The sequence below is a fragment of the Xylanibacter ruminicola Ga6B6 genome (assembly GCF_000687715.1).
GTDB classification, from domain to species: Bacteria; Bacteroidota; Bacteroidia; order Bacteroidales; family Bacteroidaceae; genus Prevotella; species Prevotella ruminicola_B.
This window is the reverse complement of record NZ_JHXD01000001.1, coordinates 326,741-347,242: the sequence shown is the minus strand read 5'-3', so window position 1 is coordinate 347,242 and position 20,502 is coordinate 326,741. Positions and strand designations below refer to the sequence as shown.

Below are 20,502 nucleotides of genomic sequence, written 5' to 3'. Positions count from 1 at the left end.
TCAATCATCCCCATGGCAAATTGTCGTGGGGATGATTTTTGTGTAAAAATACACTCATTTATCGTTTTTTCTCTCAACTATAAAACTAATTTCTCAATAAATGATTATCTTTGCGCTCGATTTTTACTTAAAACCAAATATTAAATAATAACTTATAACATATGTTTCACATTTACGAAGGATTTCATCTCGTTGAGACGTATCACAAAATGCGTCACCAGCGTAAATACCATCCTGCTGATGGTACCAAACGTGCTATCAAGATAGCTTTGGTAGCGCTCGTCACTTTATTACTCTGGAACATGCCAGCTGAATGGTATGGCATCCAGAACCTCACCGTTATCCAGCAGCGCGTCATCGCTATCTTTGCCTTTGCCACGCTCATGTGGATCCTTGAGATTGTTTCATCGTGGGCCACATCTATTGCTATCATCGTACTGATGCTGCTATTCTGCTCGGATAGCGGTATAAAACCGATGGTAGACCCTGAGGTAGTGGGAAAACTTCTCTCACACAAAGGTGTGATGGCTTCGTTTGCCGACCCAATCATCATGCTGTTTATTGGCGGATTCGTACTGGCCATTGCTGCCACCAAGACAGGTCTCGATGCACAGTTGGCCAAAGTCCTGCTCCGTCCCTTCGGAACACGCAGTGAGATGGTACTGTTAGGCTTCCTGCTCATCACCGGTTTGTTCTCGATGTTCGTATCTAACACAGCTACTGCTGCTATGATGCTGACATTCCTCACCCCAGTATTCCACCAGCTGCCTCCCGAGGGTAAGGGCCGAATTGCGTTGGCCATGTCTATCCCTGTTGCTGCCAACCTTGGTGGTATGGGAACCCCTATCGGTACACCTCCTAACTCTATTGCCCTGAAGTACCTGAACGACCCTGAGGGATTGAATATGGGTCTTGGTTTCGGACAGTGGATGATGTTCATGTTCCCCCTTGTGATTCTGCTGCTGTTCATCAGCTGGCGTCTGTTGCTTAAGTTCTTCCCATTCAGTCAGAAGACCATTGAGTTGAAGATTGATGGTGGTATGCAGAAGGGCTTCCAGTCAACAGTAGTCATCATTACATTCATCGTTACTGTACTGCTTTGGCTTTCTGACCAAATCACAGGTATCAACGCCAACACAGTAGCTATGGTTCCTTTCTGTATCTTCGCCCTCACGGGTGTTATCAATAAGCGCGACCTGGAGCAGATTAACTGGAGTGTTATCTGGATGGTAGCCGGCGGTTTCGCACTGGGTTACGGATTGGACAAATCCGGTCTGTCAGCCAACGCTGTTGAAAGCATCCCATTCGGAGAATTCTCACCATTGGTAATTCTTATGATTGGTGGTGCAATCTGCTATCTGCTCAGTAACTTCATCTCTAACTCAGCTACTGCAGCTCTGCTGATGCCTATCTTGGCTATGGTTTGCGGTGCTATGGGCGACAAGCTGGCACCCATCGGCGGCACACCAACCATACTGATCGGTGTAGCTATTGCAGCATCATCAGCCATGATTCTGCCTATCTCTACCCCACCAAATGCTCTGGCATTTGCAACAGGCTATGTAAAGCAGTCACAAATGTCTAAGATTGGTATCATCATGGGTATCATTTCAATGGCATTAGGCTTCGGTCTGGTTTACTTGATGGGAACACTTCACCTCATCTAAATAGAAAAAGAAATCCCGCTCGGTTGAGCGGGATTTTCTTTTTTTATTTATCAGCGTGCTTACGGAAACTCTGTAGCTTTTCACCGTAGCACAGATCGCCGCAGTCGCCAAATCCTGGTACGATATACTTCTGTTCGTTCATACCCTGGTCGATGGCCGCACACCAGATAGTAGAACCATCAGGCAATGCCTCTTTCACCACTTCGATTCCCTCGGGAGCAGCTATCACACAGCACAAATGAATTTTCTTTGGTTTTCCCGACTCCAATAGTGATTCAATTGCAGCAGCCAAACTTCCTCCGGTAGCTAGCATGGGGTCTACCACCAATAGTGTTTTGTTCTTCACGCTTTGTGTGGCGATATACTCTGTATGTACACCCACCTCGGTATGCTCTCTATTGATATACATACGGAAAGCTGACACAAAACCGTTGTCAGCCTTGTCGAACACATTCAAGAATCCCTCATGGAAGGGCAGTCCTGCACGCAGCACCGTAGCTACCACCATATCGTCCTTTGGCAGGGGAATATCAATTGTTCCCAGAGGTGTGGTGATAGTCTTGGTTTTGTACTCCAGAGTCTTCGACAGTTCATACGCCATCATCTCGCCTATACGCTTGATGTTATGACGGAACAGCAGTCGGTTCTTCTGATAGTTCTTGTCTCTCAACTCAGCCATATACTGGTTGAGTACCGAATTGGTTTTGCTAAAATCTACTACTTCAATCATATACTTACATTTTTGCGGCAAAAGTACAAATTTAAAATGACAGTGACAAGTTTTAATGGGAAAAACATGCTGAGTTAGGACAGATCGGAAGGACTGATTCCAAATTCATCCTTAAAACACTTGGTAAAGTAGCTAGGGGCGGTGAAACCAACCTCGTAGGCTACCTCGGCGATGGTCTTATCGCCTTTTACCAGTAACTGATAGCCGCGATTCAATCGGGCAGAACGCAACAGCTCGACAGGCGACGAACCAGAGATGGCCTTAACTTTACGGTACAGCTGTACACGACTCAGGTTCATGGCAGCAGCCAAATCATCAATAGTCAGATCACTATCGGAGAGACGGGCCTCGACCACATCCTTGAAACGCACAATGAATAGCGGCTCCTTGGCCGATTCAGCAGCCTCATCTTCGGGTTGAACGACGGGCTGTGCAGCCGCAGGCTGTTGATCGGCAGGCCGTACCGGCTCGGTTGGCGTCTGCATGTTCCACAGGTTATTGACAATACGCTCGCGCTGGGCCGACACTCTGGAACGATGATAGAGAATAAAGAGTACTAATATAAGTACCAGCAATGCCAACAAGATGAGTGCCAGCAACGAGATGGTGCGCTGTGTTGACAGTTGTTCAAGATAGCTGGCGGCTTTTTTCTGAAGTTTAATCAGATTATGCGCCTGGCGCACCACTTCGTTGCTTTCGAGTAACAGCACCGTAGCATTATCGCGGGTTACCAAAGCCGAGGTAAGCAAGGTTTCTCTTGGATATTCTTTGCCATCGAGGATGTCGAGGGCCAGTTGTAGCAGTTGGTCGCCATGTGTAGGATAGATATACGAGGCATCGAGGAGCGAATCGCGCACCTGTTGGATACCACCATCAGGTCCTGGCAAGGCATCGATACCACAGAACATGGGCAGTTTGGCGCCTCGTTCTTCGAAGGCCTTACGGGCCCCAATAGCAGAGCGATCGTTATGTCCGAAAACCAGATCGATACTGTTCATATCGCCCTTCCAGTTCTTAACGGCCTGATAAGCCGTCGGCTCAGTCCAGTCGCCTTGTAACTCAACCACCACCTTAATATCAGGATAGGCAGCCAAAGCCACATGGAAGCCATTATAACGCTCCTCGGCAGGCGATGAACCTTTCAGTCCTTTCACTTCCATTATCTGCCCCTTACCACCAAGTTGGGTAGCGATGTATTCACCCATCAGGTGTCCCATCTCGTAGTTATCGGCACTTACAAAGGCTGTGTATTTACGTGAGTCGGTCTTACGTTCAAACACGATAACGGGGATGCCCTTATCGTAGGCACGGTCGATAGCAGGTGACACCGTCGAGAGCTGGTTGGGAGCCACAATCAGCAGATTGATGCCACTTTCCACCAGACTGTCTATCTGGTTGCTCTGAAGTTCAGAATCGTCGTGAGCAGCAGTAAAACGGAGTTCTACACCCTCATGAAAGTTGGCTTCCATTCTCATCTCGGCGTTCTGCCAATCACGCCATATATCCTCAGAACATTGTGAAACACCTATTATATATTTAGGCTCGTTTTGCTTGCAACCCATCAGCAGGACTGCAGCTAACGTAAGAAGGTAAATTGATAAGTTCCTCATAATTGTTTTAAGCTTTCTGTCGGCAAATATAAAAAAAAGTTCTGATATACAAGACATTCTTGCGTAATTTTTGTATATTTGCCAACAAATACTAACAAAAAACGTTCATTTGATAACAAATATGATACATTGAAACAATTTTTGAACGTGATGAACGATATTTTAACGCTGCACGCACAATATATTAGTAATTTTGTGCAGGATTTAAAATCAGATTTGAGTACTAACAATTAAAACAAGCAACAATGGAAAGACTAAAGAAACGTTTTCTGTGTTTTGCTCTCTTGCTCGTAAGTACAATGATGTACGCGCAGACAGAGATCAGTGGTACGGTGGTCGACGCTACAGGAGAATCGGTCATCGGTGCTACAGTAAAGGAGAAGGGGACCACGAACGGTACAGTAACCGATTTCGATGGAGCCTTCACCATCAAAGTGAACGAGAATGCCACTCTGGTTATCTCGTACATCGGCTACCAGACACAAGAGGTACCTGCGAAACAAGGTATGAAGGTAACTATGAAAGACGACAGCGAACTTCTGAAGGAGGTTGTGGTAACAGGTTATACCACCCAGCGCAAGGCCGATCTGACGGGTGCCATCTCGACCGTAAGCGTAGACGAGATTGCCAAGCAGAACGAGAACAACCCAATGAAGGCACTGCAGGGTCGTGTACCAGGCATGAATATCACAGCCGATGGTAATCCTTCGGGTGCTGCAACGGTCCGTATCCGTGGTGTAGGAACCCTGAACGACAACGATCCACTTTACATTATCGACGGTGTGCCCACAAAGGCTGGTATGCATGAGTTGAACGGTAACGATATCGAGAGCATCCAGGTGCTGAAGGATGCAGCCTCTGCCAGTATCTATGGTAGCCGCGCCGCCAACGGTGTGATCATCATCACCACCAAGAAGGGTAAGGACGGCAAGGTAAAGGTGAACTTCGACGGCAGTGTGGCCACCTCGTTCTATACTAATAAGATTGAGACCATGAACGCTAGCGAGTGGGGACGCGCATACTGGCAGGCTTGCGTGAACGATGGTGTGAACCCAAGCAACAATAATCTGGGTTACAACTACGACTGGAGCTACGACGCTAAAGGCAATCCCGTACTGAACCGTATGACTATGAATATGTATCTGGACGAGAACGCCAGTGTACGTGCAGGTGATACAGACTGGTTCGATGAGATTACGCGCACAGGCGTGGTACAGCAGTACAACCTCTCGGTAAGCAACGGTTCGGAGAAGGGCAGTTCATTCTTCAGCATTGGCTACTACGACAACCAGGGTACCATTAAGAAGAGTAACTTCAACCGTCTGTCGGCTCGTGCTAATGCAGACTATAAGCTGTTCGATGGCAAGGTAGTGATTGGTGAGAACTTCACCATGAACCGTACCAAGGGCAATGACGCTCCTGGCGGAGTGCTGGAGCACGCACTTGAGTTTAACCCTAACTTCCCTATATGGGCAGAGAACGGTAAATATGCTCAGGCACTGGGTGCTTACTCTGAGCGCGAGAATCCACTGAGCATGATCGACAATGCAAAGGACAATGAATATACACAGTGGCGCTCATTCGGCGATGTGCACCTGAGCATCACCCCATTCAAGAACTTTATGGTTCGCACCACACTGGGTATGGACTATACACAGAAGGAGCAGCGCTTCTTTACCTACCCTATCGAAAATGGTAAGGTTAAGCGTACCGATAGCGCTGTTGAAAGCAAGCAGGAACACTGGATGCGCTGGATGTGGAACGCCATTGCTACCTACAATCTTGAAATCGGCAAGCATCGCGGCGACGCCATGATTGGTACTGAGGTGAATCGTCAGGACTATAAGTGGAACAGTGCCAAGCGCTATGAACTGGCTATTCTGAACACCGACTATATGTGGCCAAGTGCTGGTGCAGGCAAGCAGCTGGCAGAAGGATCGGGCGAAGGTTTCAGTCTCGTATCATTCTTCGGAAAGGTTAACTACACCTATGACGACAAGTATCTGGCCAGCTTTACTATCCGTCGAGACGGTTCGAGCCGATTTGGTACTAACAACCAATATGGTACATTCCCATCAGTATCTGCAGGTTGGCGTCTCTCAGAAGAGAAGTTTATGGCTAAGGCAAAGAGCTGGCTCGACAACCTGAAGCTGCGCTACTCTTGGGGACAGACTGGTAACCAGGAAATCTCAAACACTTCACGATACACCCTCTACAAGAGCGTAGTATCAACAGGACTTTGGGGTAGCGGTCAGGCTGGTTCATCATACGACATTAGCGGTAAGAACGGCGGATACGATCTGGCTAACGGTTACGTACGCAATCAGCGCGGCAACGACGATATCAAGTGGGAAACCACCACACAACATAACATCGGTGTTGATTTCGCAATGCTGAGAAACGAGATCTACGGTAGTTTTGATTGGTTCAATAAGAAGACCACAGACATTCTGCTCTTCATGGAAGGTATCGCTGCTATGGGTGAAGGCTCTGGTCAGTGGATCAATGCCGGCGAGGTAAAGAACAACGGTTGGGAACTGAGTATTGGTTATCGTCATCAGTTGGAGAACGGTTTCTCGTGGGATATCAACGGAAACATCAGTAAGTATGTGAATGAGATTACAAAACTGCCTGAAACAGTAGCTGCCAACGGTAAGTATGGTGGTAACGGTGTGAAGAGTGTTGTAGGTCATCCTATGTTCTCGCAGGTAGGCTACATCTACGACGGGATCTTCAAGAGTCAGGAGGAGATTGATAATCATGCTACACAGGAAGGTGCTGGCCTGGGCCGCATACGCTATAAGGACCTGAATGGCGACGGCGTTATTACAGAGGCCGATCAGGACTGGATTTACGATCCAACTCCAGATTTCACTTGGGGATTGAACATCTATCTGCAGTATAAGGACTGGGATTTGACAATGTTCTGGCAAGGCGTACAGGGTGTTGATGTAGACTGCCGCGGATATAAGTCGCAGACCGACTTCTGGGCAAATTCAGCCATCAACGTACCTTATCTGAACAAGGGTAAGCGAGCACTCGATGCCTGGAGCCCAGCTAATCCTAGCAGCAACATCCCTGCACTCACCACATCGGATACAAACAATGAGGGACGTGTTTCATCTTACTATATAGAGAATGGTAGTTACGTGAAGCTGCGCACCATACAGTTGGGTTACAATCTGCCCAAGAATTTGACAGAGAAGTTATGTATGGATCGCATACGCCTCTACGCATCGGCTCAGAACCTGCTCACCATCAAGAGCAATAAGTTTACAGGTGCCGATCCTGAGAACCCAGGATTCAACTATCCTATCCCCCTCAATCTTACATTCGGACTTAATGTTTCATTCTAAAATATAGCAACGATTATGAAAACGATATATAGAACAATCTGCGCAATCTGCGTAATCTGTGGTCTTACTGCCTGCTCTGATTTCCTGGAGGAACAGGTGCCACAGGCAACGCTGACTCAGGACGAGGTAAAGAACCCTGAGTATATCGACAACGTGCTGATTTCAGCATACGCCGGACTGGTTTCGATTGAGGATATGAACGCATCGTTCTCACTCTGGAACTACGACACACGAAGCGACGACGCATACGTTGGCGGTTCAGACTTCTCTGATGGTGAACCATTCCACCGCTTGGAAAAGAGCACTGGCGTGATGACTACCGACTGGCCTTTCAGCTCGATTTGGACACGTTTCTACAATTATCTGAGCCGCGTAAGTCTGTCGCTCGACATTCTGGCCAGCGCCGATCAGGAGAACGCCACCATCAAGCAGCGTACTGCCGAGATGAAGTTCCTGCGCGCTTATGGACACTTCCAACTGAAGCGACTGTTCAAGAAGATTCCATTTGTGAACAAGCCCAACATGACGGAAGATGACTACAACAACCTTTCGAACACAGAATACACCAACGACGAGGGCTGGCAGCAGATTATCAACGATCTGGAGGATGCCTACGCCGTACTACCTGTTACCCAGGCCGACAAGGGACGCCCCACAAAGGCTGCATGTGCCGCATTCCTAGCTAAGGTTTATCTCTATAAGGCTTATCATCAGGACGATGCCAACAGCAATCAGGTGACATCTATCAGCGATGCCGACCTACAGAAGGTGGTAGAATACACAAATCCATCCATCTACACTGCTGCCGGCTATGGTCTGGAGCCCGACCTGCACAATAATTTTCGCCCTGAGGAGCAGTATGAGAACGGCAAGGAGAGTATCTGGGCCATCCAGTACTCAAGAAACGATGGTACCGTATATGGTAACCTGAACTTCTCATACCGTCTGATTGTACCATGTATTCCAAAGGTACACGACTCTGGTTGCGATTTCTACAAGCCCTCTCACAATCTGGTAAGTGCCTATCGCACCAACAGCGACGGTCTGCCCATGCTCGACACCTTTGCCGACGAGGAATATACCGTTGGTTCAGCCCAGACTGTAGATCCACGACTGTTCGTAACAGTAGGCGTACCTGGTACTCCATATATGTTTAACCCAAGCTTTATGATTGCCGAGAGCAACGCTTGGAGCCGCAGTGGTGGTACATTCGGATACTTTGTATCGCTGAAGCAGAATGTTGATCCTGCACTGACTGACAGCTATCTGTATCTGTGTGACTCGCAGTGGGCAAGTTCGATGAACCGTATCGTTCTTCGCTATGCCGACGTACTGCTGATGCGTGCTGAGGCACAGGCTCAACTGGGACAGACTTCTGAGGCTATCGCCCTGGTAAATCAGGTTCGTGAGCGTGCAGCAGGTATGGCTACAAGCAGCGTAGTATCCAACTATTCTAATAAGTATGGTGTACACTATGCAGTAGGTAAGTACAGTGGCAGCTACAGCAAGGACGAGGCCATGAAGATCATTAAGATGGAACGCCGACTGGAGTTGGCTATGGAGAGTGAGCGTTTCTTCGACTTGGTACGCTGGGGCGATGCGGCTACAGTACTTAACAAGTACTACTCTACAGAGAGTGAGAAGATGAACTTCCTGAGCGGATCGCAGTTTACTGCCAACAAGAATGAGTACCTACCCGTACCATTCGAACAGATGGCTGCATCTAACGGACACTACACCCAGAACTGTGGACAGTGGTAAGAAACGAATTGATAATTGATAATTGAAAATTGATAATTATATGAAAACGATATATAGCATTATCTGCGCAATATGCATCGTATGCGGGCTCACCGCTTGTAACGATGACCATACAGGCAGCATCGACGTGAGCGGTTCATGCCTCGTTGAGAAGTTCGTCCTGAACGGACAATACGAAGGTACTATCAATACAGAGAAGCGCCTAGTGAAAGTGAAAGTGCCCGTAGATTTCGCCCAGAAGGGTGATATGGAGATAACCAGTCTGACTGTATCAGCTGGTGCACAGACCAATATGAAGGTGGGCGACCACATCAACTTTGATGCCGATCGCAATCTTCACATCAGCAATGGCGACTTGGTGATGGACTATCAGGTAAGCGTAAGAAACGACGAGGCGCTGATGTCACTCTTCATCCTTGAGGGCGTGAAAGGTGCCATCAACCAGCAGGACAAGACTATCACCGTAAGCGTGATGGCCAACAGCGGTATCGACCTGAGCAATGCGACATTCGAGGTTGAATGCAGCGAGGATGCCACATGTAGTCCAGCAAGCGGCACTAAGGGCAACTTCACTGAGCCATTCCAGATTACACTCAACGATAATACTGCTACCACAGTTTATACGGTTTACGTAACACTGATTGAGGATCCTATCGCACTGTTCGTTGGTGATGCTGAGAACATCGAACTGCTGAACGATGAGGAGAAGGCCGCTGCCAAGTGGCTCACTGGTAACATTGCAAGCGCTGCCTACGCATCGTGGAGTGACGTGGCCAGCGGTAACATCTCGCTCGAGAAGTGTAAGCTGATATTCTTCCACCGTCATTGCTCTTCATACGGCAACTACAACGGATTTGCAGAGGCCGAGCAGGGTGCCATGACAGCCCTCTCTAAGATGAAGGAACTCTGGCAGCGCGGCGTAGGATTCGTATTGGGACGTTCGGCCGTGAACTATGCCATTGCTCTGGGTGCTATGCCTGAGGACGCTTATCCAAACAATGTTTGGGGCGGCGGAGGCGGCGAAGGCTCCGACCTGATGGGCGACGATCCTTGGCACACATGGGCCTACGACGCTGCTCACCCACTATGGAAAGGACTCACCACCTATCCAGGAGCACCTGAAAACGCCATCTACACACTCGACAATGGCTACACCATCTGTAACACCACATCACAGTACGGATTCTGGGATACCTATCAGGATGGTAAGGATGCATTCGAGGCCAAGACTGGTGGACGCGCACTGACTGGCGACAACAGCGTGAACGCCTGGGAGTTGAAGAGTGCTAACGGCGAATTTGGCAAGGGTGGTATCATCTGTCTGGGCTCAGGCCTCTACGACTGGAACTCTCCTACTCCATACGAGTCGATCTATCACGAAAACATGGGCAAGATTATGCTCAACGCATTTGATTATCTAACAAAATAAAAACAGAAAGTTATGAAGACAATGATATATTCAGTATTCGCACTCATGCTGTCAGCCTCTGTGCTGACGGCGTGCAGCGACGAGGAGTTCAGCGGCGATCCCGCAAAGGACTGGAACGGCACAACCACATTCTTCGCTTCGACTGATGCTGCCGGCTTTGGCACATTCTATACACCAGCTGTTGGCCGTGTAGGCGACCCAATGCCTTTCTACGATCAGAAGAGCGGCGACTTCAAGGTGCTCTACCTGCAGGAGTTCATCAACAACATGACTTATCGCTTCCACCCCATTTGGGCTGTATCTACCAAGGATGGTGCTAACTACGAGTCGCTGGGCGAGTTACTGGCATACGGTGCTAACGACTATCAGCAGGATGCGGCACTGGGTACAGGTTGCGCATACGAAAAGGATGGTACATATTATATCTACTACACAGGTCACAACGGCAACTGCAAGAATCGCGAAGTGGTGATGCGCGCTACATCTACCGACTTCAAGACCTGGACTAAGGACGAGCTTTGGACTCTGAATGGTCCTGACTTTGGCTACTCAGGTAATGACTTCCGCGATCCACAGATATTCGTGGCCGACGACAACCTCTATCACATGGTTATCTCTACCTATCCTAATGGTGGTGGCGACCCTGTATTTGCAGAGTTCAAGTCGAGCGACATGAAGAACTGGGAGCATGTAGGTCGTATCCGTATGATCTGGGACCGCATGTTGGAGTGTCCTGACATCTTCAAGATGGGCAACTACTGGTACATCGTGTTCAGCGAGAGCTATCGCGCCAGCTGGAGCCGTAAGGTGAAGTACATGGTAGCCTCAACCTACGAGGAGCTGAAGAGTTGTTTGAACGACGGACCAAAGTGGGCTCCTGACGGACACGAGGGTGTGCTCGACAGCCGTTCGCTCTATGCCGCCAAGACTGCTTCTAACGGCACAGACCGTTACATCTGGGGATGGTGCCCATTCCGTTCTGGTAGCGATATTCACGAGAAGAACACCAACGTAGGTGCTGGCGACGGCAACGAGCCCAACTGGAGTGGCGCATTGGTTTGCCACAAGATTATCCAGCACAACGATGGTACACTTACTCTGGGTGCTGTGCCAGCAATGGCTGCCAAGTATAATCAGACTGTTAACGCTACAGTGATGGAATCGAATGGCTACAACAGTGGTTCACTGAGCGGCGATGGAGCATACGTGCTCTACAACCGTCTGGGCACTGCCAATCACATCTCATTTACTGTAAAGACTTCGAACAACTGGGATAAGTTCGGTGTATCATTTGTACGCGGCACAGATTCTAAGAAATACTATACCATCGTAGTGAACCCCGAGGACGATAACCACCGCAAGCTCAACTTCGAGCAGGAAGGTGCAGAAGGCAAGGGCTTCATCGAGGCCGCTGATGGCTACTGGTTCGAGCGTCCCGCCGACAACACCTACAACATCGACATCTACACAGATAACAGCGTACTGACACTTTACATTAACGATGTATGTGCCTACACCCAGCGCATCTACGGCATCCAGAAAAACTGCTGGAGCATCAACAACTACGGCGGTTCTATTACAGTTAGCGATGTAAAGGTAAGTCAACAATAAAATATAGCTACTATAGAAATAATCGTTCATTGCGCGTAAAATTGTTGCAATGAACGATTTTTGTTAGCAGTTGAAACAATATTTATCGATGGATATTGAAAAACGTCGTAACTTTGCAGCAGAAGATTTAGGATACGGTCATATTGTTATTAGTTAGTTAAATTGTTTTAGGTTCATCGAGTGATTAATTGGTTAAAAGTTAATTAGTAAGTTAGTAGTAAGGTAATGGATTGGTTTTTCAAAAAAACGTGCGGTTCGTGAGAGTCGCACGTTTTTATTGAAGTGTAGTATTTGCAAAGTAGTTAGAAAACAATTGCACGCTAGGTACTTTGCAATTGAAAAGTAGTTAGAGAATTAAACCTTTCAATTATCGTTCATTGCATAAAAATTTGTTGCAATGAACGATTTTTCTTAAGAAATGAAACATTATTTATAGGATATACACGCGATTTGACTTAACTTTGCAGCAGAAATCTAAAATCGTACAACAAAAAATGAATAGCAAAATGAGAAAAACGGTAATGATGATGGTGACAGCCGTGCTTACCTCTGCATCGGCAATGGCGCAAGTAACGCCTATGGTGCTGGGCGAGAAGCATGCCATGCTGCGAGTGGAACAGCCAACTAAGTACCTGCTGCTACCCGTACAGGAAACTGAGGACATTGCAGCAATAGCTGTGGTAAACGGGAAGAACGAGATGGTGCAGCGCATCAATGTGAAGTTGGCAGTAGATCGCGTAGACTATTATGTGCCCTATGAACTGAAAGATGCCCAGCTGCTCGACATCGAGTTTCATGGCGACCGCCGTCTGAAAGGTGCCGTAGGCGAGTTCGCCTGTTGGAAGGAAATCAAGTATAGCGATACCTTCGACACCACCAATCGCGAGCGCTTCCGCCCGGTTTATCATCATACACCAGTATATGGTTGGATGAATGATCCTAACGGTATGTTCTACAAAGATGGTGTTTGGCACCTCTTCTATCAGTACAACCCTTATGGTTCACAATGGGAGAACATGCACTGGGGCCACTCTACGTCGAAAGACCTGGTGCATTGGGAAGCACAGCCACAGACATTCGAGCCCGACTGGTTGGGTAGCATCTTCAGTGGCTCATGTATCACCAACGGAGATGATGTAGTAGCCTTCTACACCTCAGCCGGTCACCACCAGACACAGTCGATGGCCATATCAAAAGACGGTGGAATGACATTCAAGAAATATGAAGGAAACCCTATACTGACCAGCGACAAGCCCGACTTCCGCGACCCCAATGTGTTCTGGTTTGAGGGCACCAAGCGCTGGGTGATGATCCTGGCAGTGGGTCAGGAGATGCAGCTTTACTCATCAGAGAACCTAAAAGACTGGAAATACGAGTCAGCTTTCGGTCAGGAGTATGGCAATCACGGTGGCGTATGGGAGTGCCCAGACCTGATGAAGATCGACAACAAGTGGGTGCTTATCTGCAACATCAACCCTGGCGGCCCGTTCGGCGGTAGTGCTACACAGTACTTTGTGGGGCAATTCGACGGACATAAGTTTACCTGCGAGTCGATGCCAAAGGTAACTAAATGGATGGACTATGGCAAGGATCACTATGCTACAGTATCGTTCTACAATGCACCTGAGAACCGTCATGTGGTACTGGCATGGATGAGCAACTGGCAGTATGCCAACCAGGTGCCAACCAAGCAGTATCGCTCGGGCAACAGCATACCTCGCGACCTGGGACTGTTTAACTTTGGCGAGGAGACATACGTAAGCGTAGTACCATCGAAGGAGATGCTGGCTATGCGTGGCGCCAAAGTGAGGAAGCCGACTGAAGCTTGCGAGATAGTAGTGGACGTGAAGAATCAGGCGGAGATTGTGCTCTCGAACTCTAAGGGCGAAGAGGTTGTGATGGTTTACGACGGACAGCGCCAGAGCTTCAGCATGGACCGCACAAAGAGTGGCGACGTGAGCTTCAGCGAAGCATTCGCATGCACAACTATCGCGCCCACCTATGGACATATCAAACAGCTGCGATTGTTTATCGACCGCTGTTCTATCGAGGCCTTCGATGCAGAAGGAAAGATGGCTATGACAAACCTGGTATTCCCATCAGAACCTTATAATAACATAAAGGTGAAGGGCGGAAAAGCGACCATATATGAAATTAAGAATTAAGAATTTAGAATTTAGAGAATATTTAGTAATATGAAGAAATTTGCTCTGATCCCCGTGATGTTCTGCTTTTTCGCCATGGGATTTGTTGACCTGGTGGGCATTGCATCGAACTATGTGAAGGAAGACCTGCAGTTGACTGACAGTGTGGCCAACATCTTCCCGTCGCTCGTATTCTTCTGGTTCCTGATTTTCAGCGTACCTACGGGGATGCTGATGAACAAGATCGGACGAAAGAACACTGTATTGCTATCGCTCGGCGTGACCATCGCATCGCTGCTATTGCCTCTGTTTGGCGAGAACTTCCCGATTATGCTATGCGCATTCTCGCTGCTTGGCATAGGTAACGCACTGATGCAGACATCGCTTAACCCACTGGTATCAACCGTGATGGGCGGCGGCAATCTGGCATCGACACTCACCTTCGGACAGTTTATCAAGGCCATCGCCTCGTTCCTGGCTCCATATCTGGCCATGTGGGGCGCCACACAGGTACTGCCCTCGTTCGGCTACGACTGGCGAGTGCTGTTTATGATCTACTTCGTGGTGGGTATTCTGGCTGCAGCACTGCTGGCAGTTACGCCTATCGAAGAAGAACACACCACAGGCAACGCATCTACATTTACTGAATGCCTGAAGCTGCTAGGCACACCTATCGTACTGCTATCATTCTTTGGTATCATGTGTCATGTGGGCATCGATGTGGGCACCAACACCACAGCACCAAAGATTCTGATGGAACGACTGGGACTGACACTTAACGACGCAGCATTTGCTACCAGTCTGTACTTCATATTCCGTACTATCGGCTGCCTGACAGGCTCTTTCTTCCTGCGAGTACTGCCTAACCGCACCTTCTTTGTGATCAGTGTGATCATGATGGCACTGTCAATGTGCGGACTATTTATCGGCACAGAAAAATGGATTCTCTACGCAGCAATCGCACTGGTGGGCTACGGCAACTCAAATATCTTCTCTATCTGTTTTGCACAGGCACTCACAGCCATGCCACAGAAGCAGAACGAGGTGTCGGGTTTGATGATTATGGGCTTGTTTGGAGGCACGATTTTTCCACTGCTGATGGGAATTGCCAGCGACGCCATGGGCCAGGCCGGCGCAGTAGCAGTAATGGCTGTTGGAGTGATTTATCTGTTTACCTATATTAAAAACGTAAAAAACAACTAAGTATTATGAAGAGATATATAGTAGGCCTCGGAGAGGCATTGTGGGACGTACTTCCCGAAGGAAAGAAACTTGGTGGCGCACCAGCCAACTTCGCTTATCATGCTGGACAATTTGGTCTGAATACTATTGCCATCAGCGCACTAGGCGAAGATGCATTGGCAGAGGAAACTATCGAGGCGCTGAAGGAGCACAATCTGAACTACCTGATGCCCCAGGTACCCTATCCTACCGGTACGGTACAAGTGACGCTAACGGGCGACGGCATACCCACCTATGACATTAAGGAAAACGTAGCATGGGACAATATCCCCTTTACCGACGAGATGGAGGAGATAGCCAAGAATGCACGTGCAGTTTGTTTCGGATCGCTGGCACAGCGCAACGTAGTAAGTCGTGAGAATATACGTAAGTTCCTGGATGCCACCCCTGAAGACTGCCTGAAGATTTGCGACATCAACCTGCGCCAACAGTTCTACACGAAGGAGATTCTTGAGGACTCGTTCTGCATTTGTAACATTCTAAAAATCAACGACGAAGAGTTGGTAGTGGTTAACCGCATGTTCGGCTACGACGGACTGGATATGCGCGGTACCTGCGAGAAGATAGTTCAGGACTATCAACTGAAGATGCTGGTACTAACCTGCGGCACTAACGGATCGTATGTATTTACCGACGACGGTCTGACATCGTTCCAGGATACGCCAAAGGTAGAAGTGGCCGATACAGTAGGCGCTGGCGACTCGTTTACCGGCTCGTTCTGTGCATCAATCATCAACGGGAAACCCGTACAGGAAGCCCACAAAACTGCCGTACAGGTAAGCGCCTATGTATGCACCCAGAACGGTGCCATGCCCGTGATTCCAGAAGAGCTGAAAAAGTAAATATCCAAAATCATAAAATGATATGTCGGAGTGGCAAAAGCGCTACTCCGGCATTATTTTTTAATTTCTTTAACCTAAAAAGAATTGTGTGCGCACAAAATATTGCTAAATGCCACTTGTCAATTCGAGAATAATTTGTAACTTTGCAGCGCTTTTTAAAAGTTATATATAACAAAAGGATAATATTCACAACTTAAAATAAAGATTAGTAATATGGCAAAGTTAGATTTGACTCAGTATGGCATTACAGGTTCTACCGTAATTGCACACAATCCATCGTATGAGACTCTGTTCGCAGAGGAGACAAAGGCTGGCCTCGAGGGTTTCGACAAGGGCGTAAACACCGAGCTCAACGCTGTAAACGTAATGACTGGTATCTACACCGGCCGTTCACCTAAGGATAAGTACATCGTAAAGGATGCACAGAGCGAGGACAAGGTATGGTGGACTTCTGAGGAATATAAGAACGACAACCACCCCATGAGCGAGGAGGTTTGGAAGCAGGTTAAGGACATCGCTATCAAGGAGCTCTCTAACAAGAACCTCTATGTAGTAGATGCTTTCTGCGGTGCTAACGAGGCTACACGTCTGGCTGTTCGCTTCATCGTTGAGGTAGCATGGCAGGCACACTTCGTAACAAACATGTTCATTCAGCCTACTGCTGAGGAGCTGGAGAAGTTCGAGCCTAACTTCGTAATCTACAACGCCTCTAAGGCTAAGGTTGAGAACTACAAGGAGCTGGGTCTGAACTCAGAGACTTGTGTTGCCTTCAACACAACAAGCCGCGAGCAGTGCATCATCAACACATGGTACGGTGGTGAGATGAAGAAGGGTATGTTCTCAATGCAGAACTACTATCTGCCTCTGCAGGGTATCGCATCTATGCACTGCTCTGCTAACACCGACATGGAGGGTAAGAACACAGCTATCTTCTTCGGTCTGTCTGGTACAGGTAAGACCACTCTGTCAACCGATCCAAAGCGTCTGCTGATTGGTGACGACGAGCACGGATGGGACGACGAGGGCGTATTCAACCTCGAGGGTGGTTGCTACGCTAAGGTTATCAACCTTGACAAGGAGAGCGAGCCCGATATCTACAACGCTATCCGTCGCAATGCTCTGCTCGAGAACGTAACTGTTGCCGAGGATGGTAAGATCGACTTCGCTGATAAGAGCGTAACTGAGAATACTCGTGTATCATATCCTATCGACCACATCGAGAAGATTGCCCAAAAGGTAAATGGTAAGAGTGCTGGTCCTGACGCTAAGAACGTTATCTTCCTGAGTGCTGATGCATTCGGCGTACTGCCCCCAGTATCTATCCTGACTCCTGAGCAGACTAAGTACTACTTCCTCTCTGGTTTCACAGCTAAGCTGGCTGGTACAGAGCGCGGTATCACTGAGCCTACTCCAACATTCTCTGCTTGCTTCGGTCAGGCATTCCTCGAGCTGCACCCAACAAAGTATGCTGAGGAGCTGGTTAAGAAGATGGAGAAGAGCGGTGCTAAGGCATACCTCGTAAACACTGGTTGGAACGGTACTGGTAAGCGTATCTCTATCCGCGATACTCGTGGTATCATCGACGCTATCCTGGGTGGTGCTATCCTGAACGCTCCTACCAAGAAGATCCCTTACTTCGACTTCGAGGTTCCAACACAGCTTGAGGGCGTAGACACCAACATCCTTGATCCTCGCGACACTTACGCTAACGCTGCTGAGTGGGAGGAGAAGGCTAAGGATCTGGCTGGCCGTTTCATCAAGAACTTCAAGAAGTACGAGGGCAACGAGGCTGGTAAGGCTCTGGTTGCTGCTGGTCCAAAGCTCTAATAAGAGATTTATCACTTTAAATATCAGAATTGGCTGCGCCGAAAGGCGTGGCCAATTTTTATTGATACATATCAAGTTCGACTTTTTTCGACCCTATTTTAATTCTTTAATCCTTTAATATTCCAATTATTCTTAGTACCTTTGCACTTGTAATCGGGAGATTACGTGTATTTCATTAGGTTTTTTATTAGTTAGATTTTAAGGTAAAAGATTATGTTATTAGATTTTCAAACAACTGTTATGTTAGTAACGGTTGGATTGTCTGCCGGCCTGAGCATTTATACGCTCATGCATACTAACATACGTTGAATTGAGTGCGGGGTGAGTGATTCATACCGCGCTCTTTTTGGTATTAAAACCCTAAACTAACTTAAAATCGGTCAAATTATGGCATATTTTCATTAATTATAAGTAGAAATGTGCTCATTTTTGCAGAAATGTGCGTAAATTTGCAGCCAAATTGAACAAAAAAGAGATTATTGACTCAATGAAAAGATATATTTCTACGCTTTGCATGATGCTGGCGGGTGCCCTGCTGATGACTTCGTGCCTGAAGGACGAAAACGACGACACCACCCAGTATTACAACAACACGGCTATTACACAGTTCAAGCTGTCGTGTGTAAATCGTTATGTACACACCACAACTTCGGCAGGTGCGGATTCTGTTTACAAGAAGACGCTAAGCGACCCTGTTGTATTCACCATCGATCAGGCACAGCGCAAGATTTACAATACCGACTCTCTGCCATCAGATGTTGACCTGAACCACGTTCTGGCCACTATCAGCAGCATTAACTCTGGTACTGTGGTAGTTAACTACCCCGACAAAAACGGCGAAGACTCACTGCTCTACTACAGCAGTACTGACTCGATCGACTTTACCAAGTTGAAGGATCTGCGTGTGTACGCACAGAGCGGTAACAGCTACCGCACTTATGCAATATCAATCAACGTACATCAGGCCGAGACAAACAAGATGCTTTGGGAGCAGATGACTGCTGCCGACCTGCCTACCGATGCCAAGAAAGCCCTGTGGGAGCAGAAAGCTGCTACAGCAGGTATGAAGCAGCTGATAGGTTACGGCACTACCGAGGGTTATGCCTTTGGTACCGACGGTACACTGATGGTAAGTAAGGACAACGGCGACACATGGGAAGCCGATATAATCGACGATGATGCAGCCTGGCTGCCAACAGACAATATAGCCTTTGCATCGTGGGCTTTTGCAGCCAACGATTCTACCGACTACCAGATGTTGGTAGGCACCAACGACAAGAGCGATAAGGCTTGTATGGTATGGCGCAAGATAGCCGAATACGCCCATAATAGTCTGCCTTCAAGATGGGTGCTTATTCCTATCGAGGAATACAGCGGTTACTATCTGCCAAAGATGGACAACCTGAATCTGGTACGCTTTAACAATGTGGTTCTGGCCATCGGCAACGACAAGAACATTTACGTAAGTCGCGATCAGGGCATCACCTGGAAAACGACAACGAAATATACATTACCCGATGCTTTGGGCACCAATAATCTCACCGCCATCACCGACGACAACGGCTATCTCTGGCTGGTAGGCAAGGATACCGGTGAAGTATGGCGAGGCCTTATCATTGAATAACAGTGAAAAAACTGTTGGCAGTAATCTTCGCACTGGCCATAACGATGGCCGCCACTGCTCAGGACGAGCCTGAGTACAAGATGGAGATAGGTGCCGGTGTAGGCTTAGTAAGCTATGTAGGCGACTACAACAGCAATCCGCTGAAAGGTATGCAGCCTTGGCTGGCACTAGTAGCCAAATACCGACTTGACCCACGTGTGGCTATAGCCTTAGATTTAGGCACAGGCAAGCTGAAAGGCAAAGCCGAGACAACAACAAATGGCTACGAGTTCAGTCATCATATTACCGAAGCCGACGTACGATTGGAATACAACTTCTGGCCATATGGAACAGGTTATGAATACCGAGGCGCAAGGCGCTTTACACCATTCATCACCATGGGCGCAGGCGCAAGCTTTTATGGCGGATCAGAAAAAGGCGCAACGATGAACCTGCCAATAGGTGCAGGCATAAAATATAAAATAGGCAACAGACTGAACCTGACAGCTGAATGGGCAATACGTTTTACGCTGAGCGACAAGCTGGACGGCAGTAAGGATCCCTTAGGCATTAAGAGCAGCGGTCTGTTTAAGAACACCGATGGCTATAGCGTGCTACAAATAGCACTAACCTACGACCTCTGGGAGAAATGCAAAACGTGTAACAACGATAGATATTAA

At 48.0% G+C, this 20,502-nt stretch carries 13 protein-coding genes; 11 read left to right on the top strand and 2 right to left on the bottom strand.

The window, feature by feature from the left end; genetic code table 11:
- The first annotated feature begins 161 nt into the window (after window positions 1-161).
- Window positions 162-1,667 carry an SLC13 family permease gene (locus tag T500_RS0101450; RefSeq protein WP_080694741.1) on the top strand — a complete coding sequence of 502 codons (1,506 nt, stop codon included), beginning with the start codon at window positions 162-164 and terminating at the stop codon, window positions 1,665-1,667.
- Window positions 1,668-1,710: 43 nt separating this feature from the next.
- Here T500_RS0101450 and upp read toward each other — a convergent pair whose 3' ends face one another.
- Together upp and T500_RS0101440 are read right to left on the bottom strand one after the other, a co-directional pair.
- Window positions 1,711-2,394 carry a uracil phosphoribosyltransferase gene (upp, locus tag T500_RS0101445; protein WP_028906643.1) on the bottom strand — a complete coding sequence of 228 codons (684 nt, stop codon included), beginning with the start codon at window positions 2,392-2,394 and terminating at the stop codon, window positions 1,711-1,713.
- Window positions 2,395-2,471: 77 nt separating this feature from the next.
- A complete protein-coding gene (locus tag T500_RS0101440; RefSeq protein ID WP_196243445.1) occupies window positions 2,472-4,007 on the bottom strand; it encodes a substrate-binding domain-containing protein in 1,536 nt (511 codons plus the stop codon).
- 245 nt (window positions 4,008-4,252) lie between these two features.
- Here T500_RS0101440 and T500_RS0101435 point away from each other — a divergent pair, with 245 nt between their 5' ends.
- From T500_RS0101435 to T500_RS0101390, 10 genes are all read left to right on the top strand, one after another.
- The gene (locus T500_RS0101435) at window positions 4,253-7,363 is read left to right on the top strand and encodes a SusC/RagA family TonB-linked outer membrane protein (protein ID WP_028906641.1); all 3,111 of its coding nucleotides are present in this window, start codon (window positions 4,253-4,255) and stop codon (window positions 7,361-7,363) included.
- Window positions 7,364-7,378: 15 nt separating this feature from the next.
- On the top strand, window positions 7,379-9,124 hold the full coding sequence (locus T500_RS0101430) for a RagB/SusD family nutrient uptake outer membrane protein (RefSeq protein WP_155267382.1): 1,746 nt from the start codon (window positions 7,379-7,381) through the stop codon (window positions 9,122-9,124).
- A gap of 40 nt (window positions 9,125-9,164) precedes the next feature.
- Window positions 9,165-10,553 carry a DUF4960 domain-containing protein gene (locus T500_RS0101425; RefSeq protein WP_028906639.1) on the top strand — a complete coding sequence of 463 codons (1,389 nt, stop codon included), beginning with the start codon at window positions 9,165-9,167 and terminating at the stop codon, window positions 10,551-10,553.
- A 12-nt stretch (window positions 10,554-10,565) separates the two neighbouring features.
- Window positions 10,566-12,164: a glycoside hydrolase domain-containing protein gene (locus T500_RS0101420; RefSeq protein WP_028906638.1), complete on the top strand. Its 1,599-nt coding sequence runs from the start codon at window positions 10,566-10,568 to the stop codon at window positions 12,162-12,164.
- 506 nt (window positions 12,165-12,670) lie between these two features.
- On the top strand, window positions 12,671-14,329 hold the full coding sequence (locus tag T500_RS0101415) for a DUF4980 domain-containing protein (protein WP_028906637.1): 1,659 nt from the start codon (window positions 12,671-12,673) through the stop codon (window positions 14,327-14,329).
- 30 nt (window positions 14,330-14,359) lie between these two features.
- Window positions 14,360-15,511 (top strand): MFS transporter, encoded by a 1,152-nt coding sequence (locus T500_RS0101410; protein ID WP_028906636.1) that lies wholly within the window; start codon window positions 14,360-14,362, stop codon window positions 15,509-15,511.
- Between the two features lie 5 nt (window positions 15,512-15,516).
- The gene (locus T500_RS0101405; RefSeq protein ID WP_036908124.1) at window positions 15,517-16,392 is read left to right on the top strand and encodes a carbohydrate kinase family protein; all 876 of its coding nucleotides are present in this window, start codon (window positions 15,517-15,519) and stop codon (window positions 16,390-16,392) included.
- A gap of 213 nt (window positions 16,393-16,605) precedes the next feature.
- Window positions 16,606-18,219 carry a phosphoenolpyruvate carboxykinase (ATP) gene (gene pckA / locus T500_RS0101400; RefSeq protein ID WP_013065231.1) on the top strand — a complete coding sequence of 538 codons (1,614 nt, stop codon included), beginning with the start codon at window positions 16,606-16,608 and terminating at the stop codon, window positions 18,217-18,219.
- A 487-nt stretch (window positions 18,220-18,706) separates the two neighbouring features.
- The gene (locus tag T500_RS0101395; protein WP_155267381.1) at window positions 18,707-19,843 is read left to right on the top strand and encodes a DUF6242 domain-containing protein; all 1,137 of its coding nucleotides are present in this window, start codon (window positions 18,707-18,709) and stop codon (window positions 19,841-19,843) included.
- A gap of 2 nt (window positions 19,844-19,845) precedes the next feature.
- Window positions 19,846-20,502: a DUF6089 family protein gene (locus T500_RS0101390; protein WP_028906633.1), complete on the top strand. Its 657-nt coding sequence runs from the start codon at window positions 19,846-19,848 to the stop codon at window positions 20,500-20,502.

Excerpts from the sequence above, each read along its gene's own strand:
- T500_RS0101420 (WP_028906638.1), top strand. The coding sequence starts at position 10,566 with ATGAAGACAATGATATATTCAGTATTCGCACTCATGCTGTCAGCCTCT.
- T500_RS0101405 (WP_036908124.1), top strand. The coding sequence starts at position 15,517 with ATGAAGAGATATATAGTAGGCCTCGGAGAGGCATTGTGGGACGTACTT.
- T500_RS0101440 (WP_196243445.1), bottom strand. The coding sequence starts at position 4,007 with ATGAGGAACTTATCAATTTACCTTCTTACGTTAGCTGCAGTCCTGCTG.
- T500_RS0101415 (WP_028906637.1), top strand. The coding sequence starts at position 12,671 with ATGAGAAAAACGGTAATGATGATGGTGACAGCCGTGCTTACCTCTGCA.
- T500_RS0101410 (WP_028906636.1), top strand. The coding sequence starts at position 14,360 with ATGAAGAAATTTGCTCTGATCCCCGTGATGTTCTGCTTTTTCGCCATG.
- T500_RS0101430 (WP_155267382.1), top strand. The coding sequence starts at position 7,379 with ATGAAAACGATATATAGAACAATCTGCGCAATCTGCGTAATCTGTGGT.
- T500_RS0101425 (WP_028906639.1), top strand. The coding sequence starts at position 9,165 with ATGAAAACGATATATAGCATTATCTGCGCAATATGCATCGTATGCGGG.
- T500_RS0101450 (WP_080694741.1), top strand. The coding sequence starts at position 162 with ATGTTTCACATTTACGAAGGATTTCATCTCGTTGAGACGTATCACAAA.
- T500_RS0101435 (WP_028906641.1), top strand. The coding sequence starts at position 4,253 with ATGGAAAGACTAAAGAAACGTTTTCTGTGTTTTGCTCTCTTGCTCGTA.
- T500_RS0101395 (WP_155267381.1), top strand. The coding sequence starts at position 18,707 with ATGAAAAGATATATTTCTACGCTTTGCATGATGCTGGCGGGTGCCCTG.
- pckA (WP_013065231.1), top strand. The coding sequence starts at position 16,606 with ATGGCAAAGTTAGATTTGACTCAGTATGGCATTACAGGTTCTACCGTA.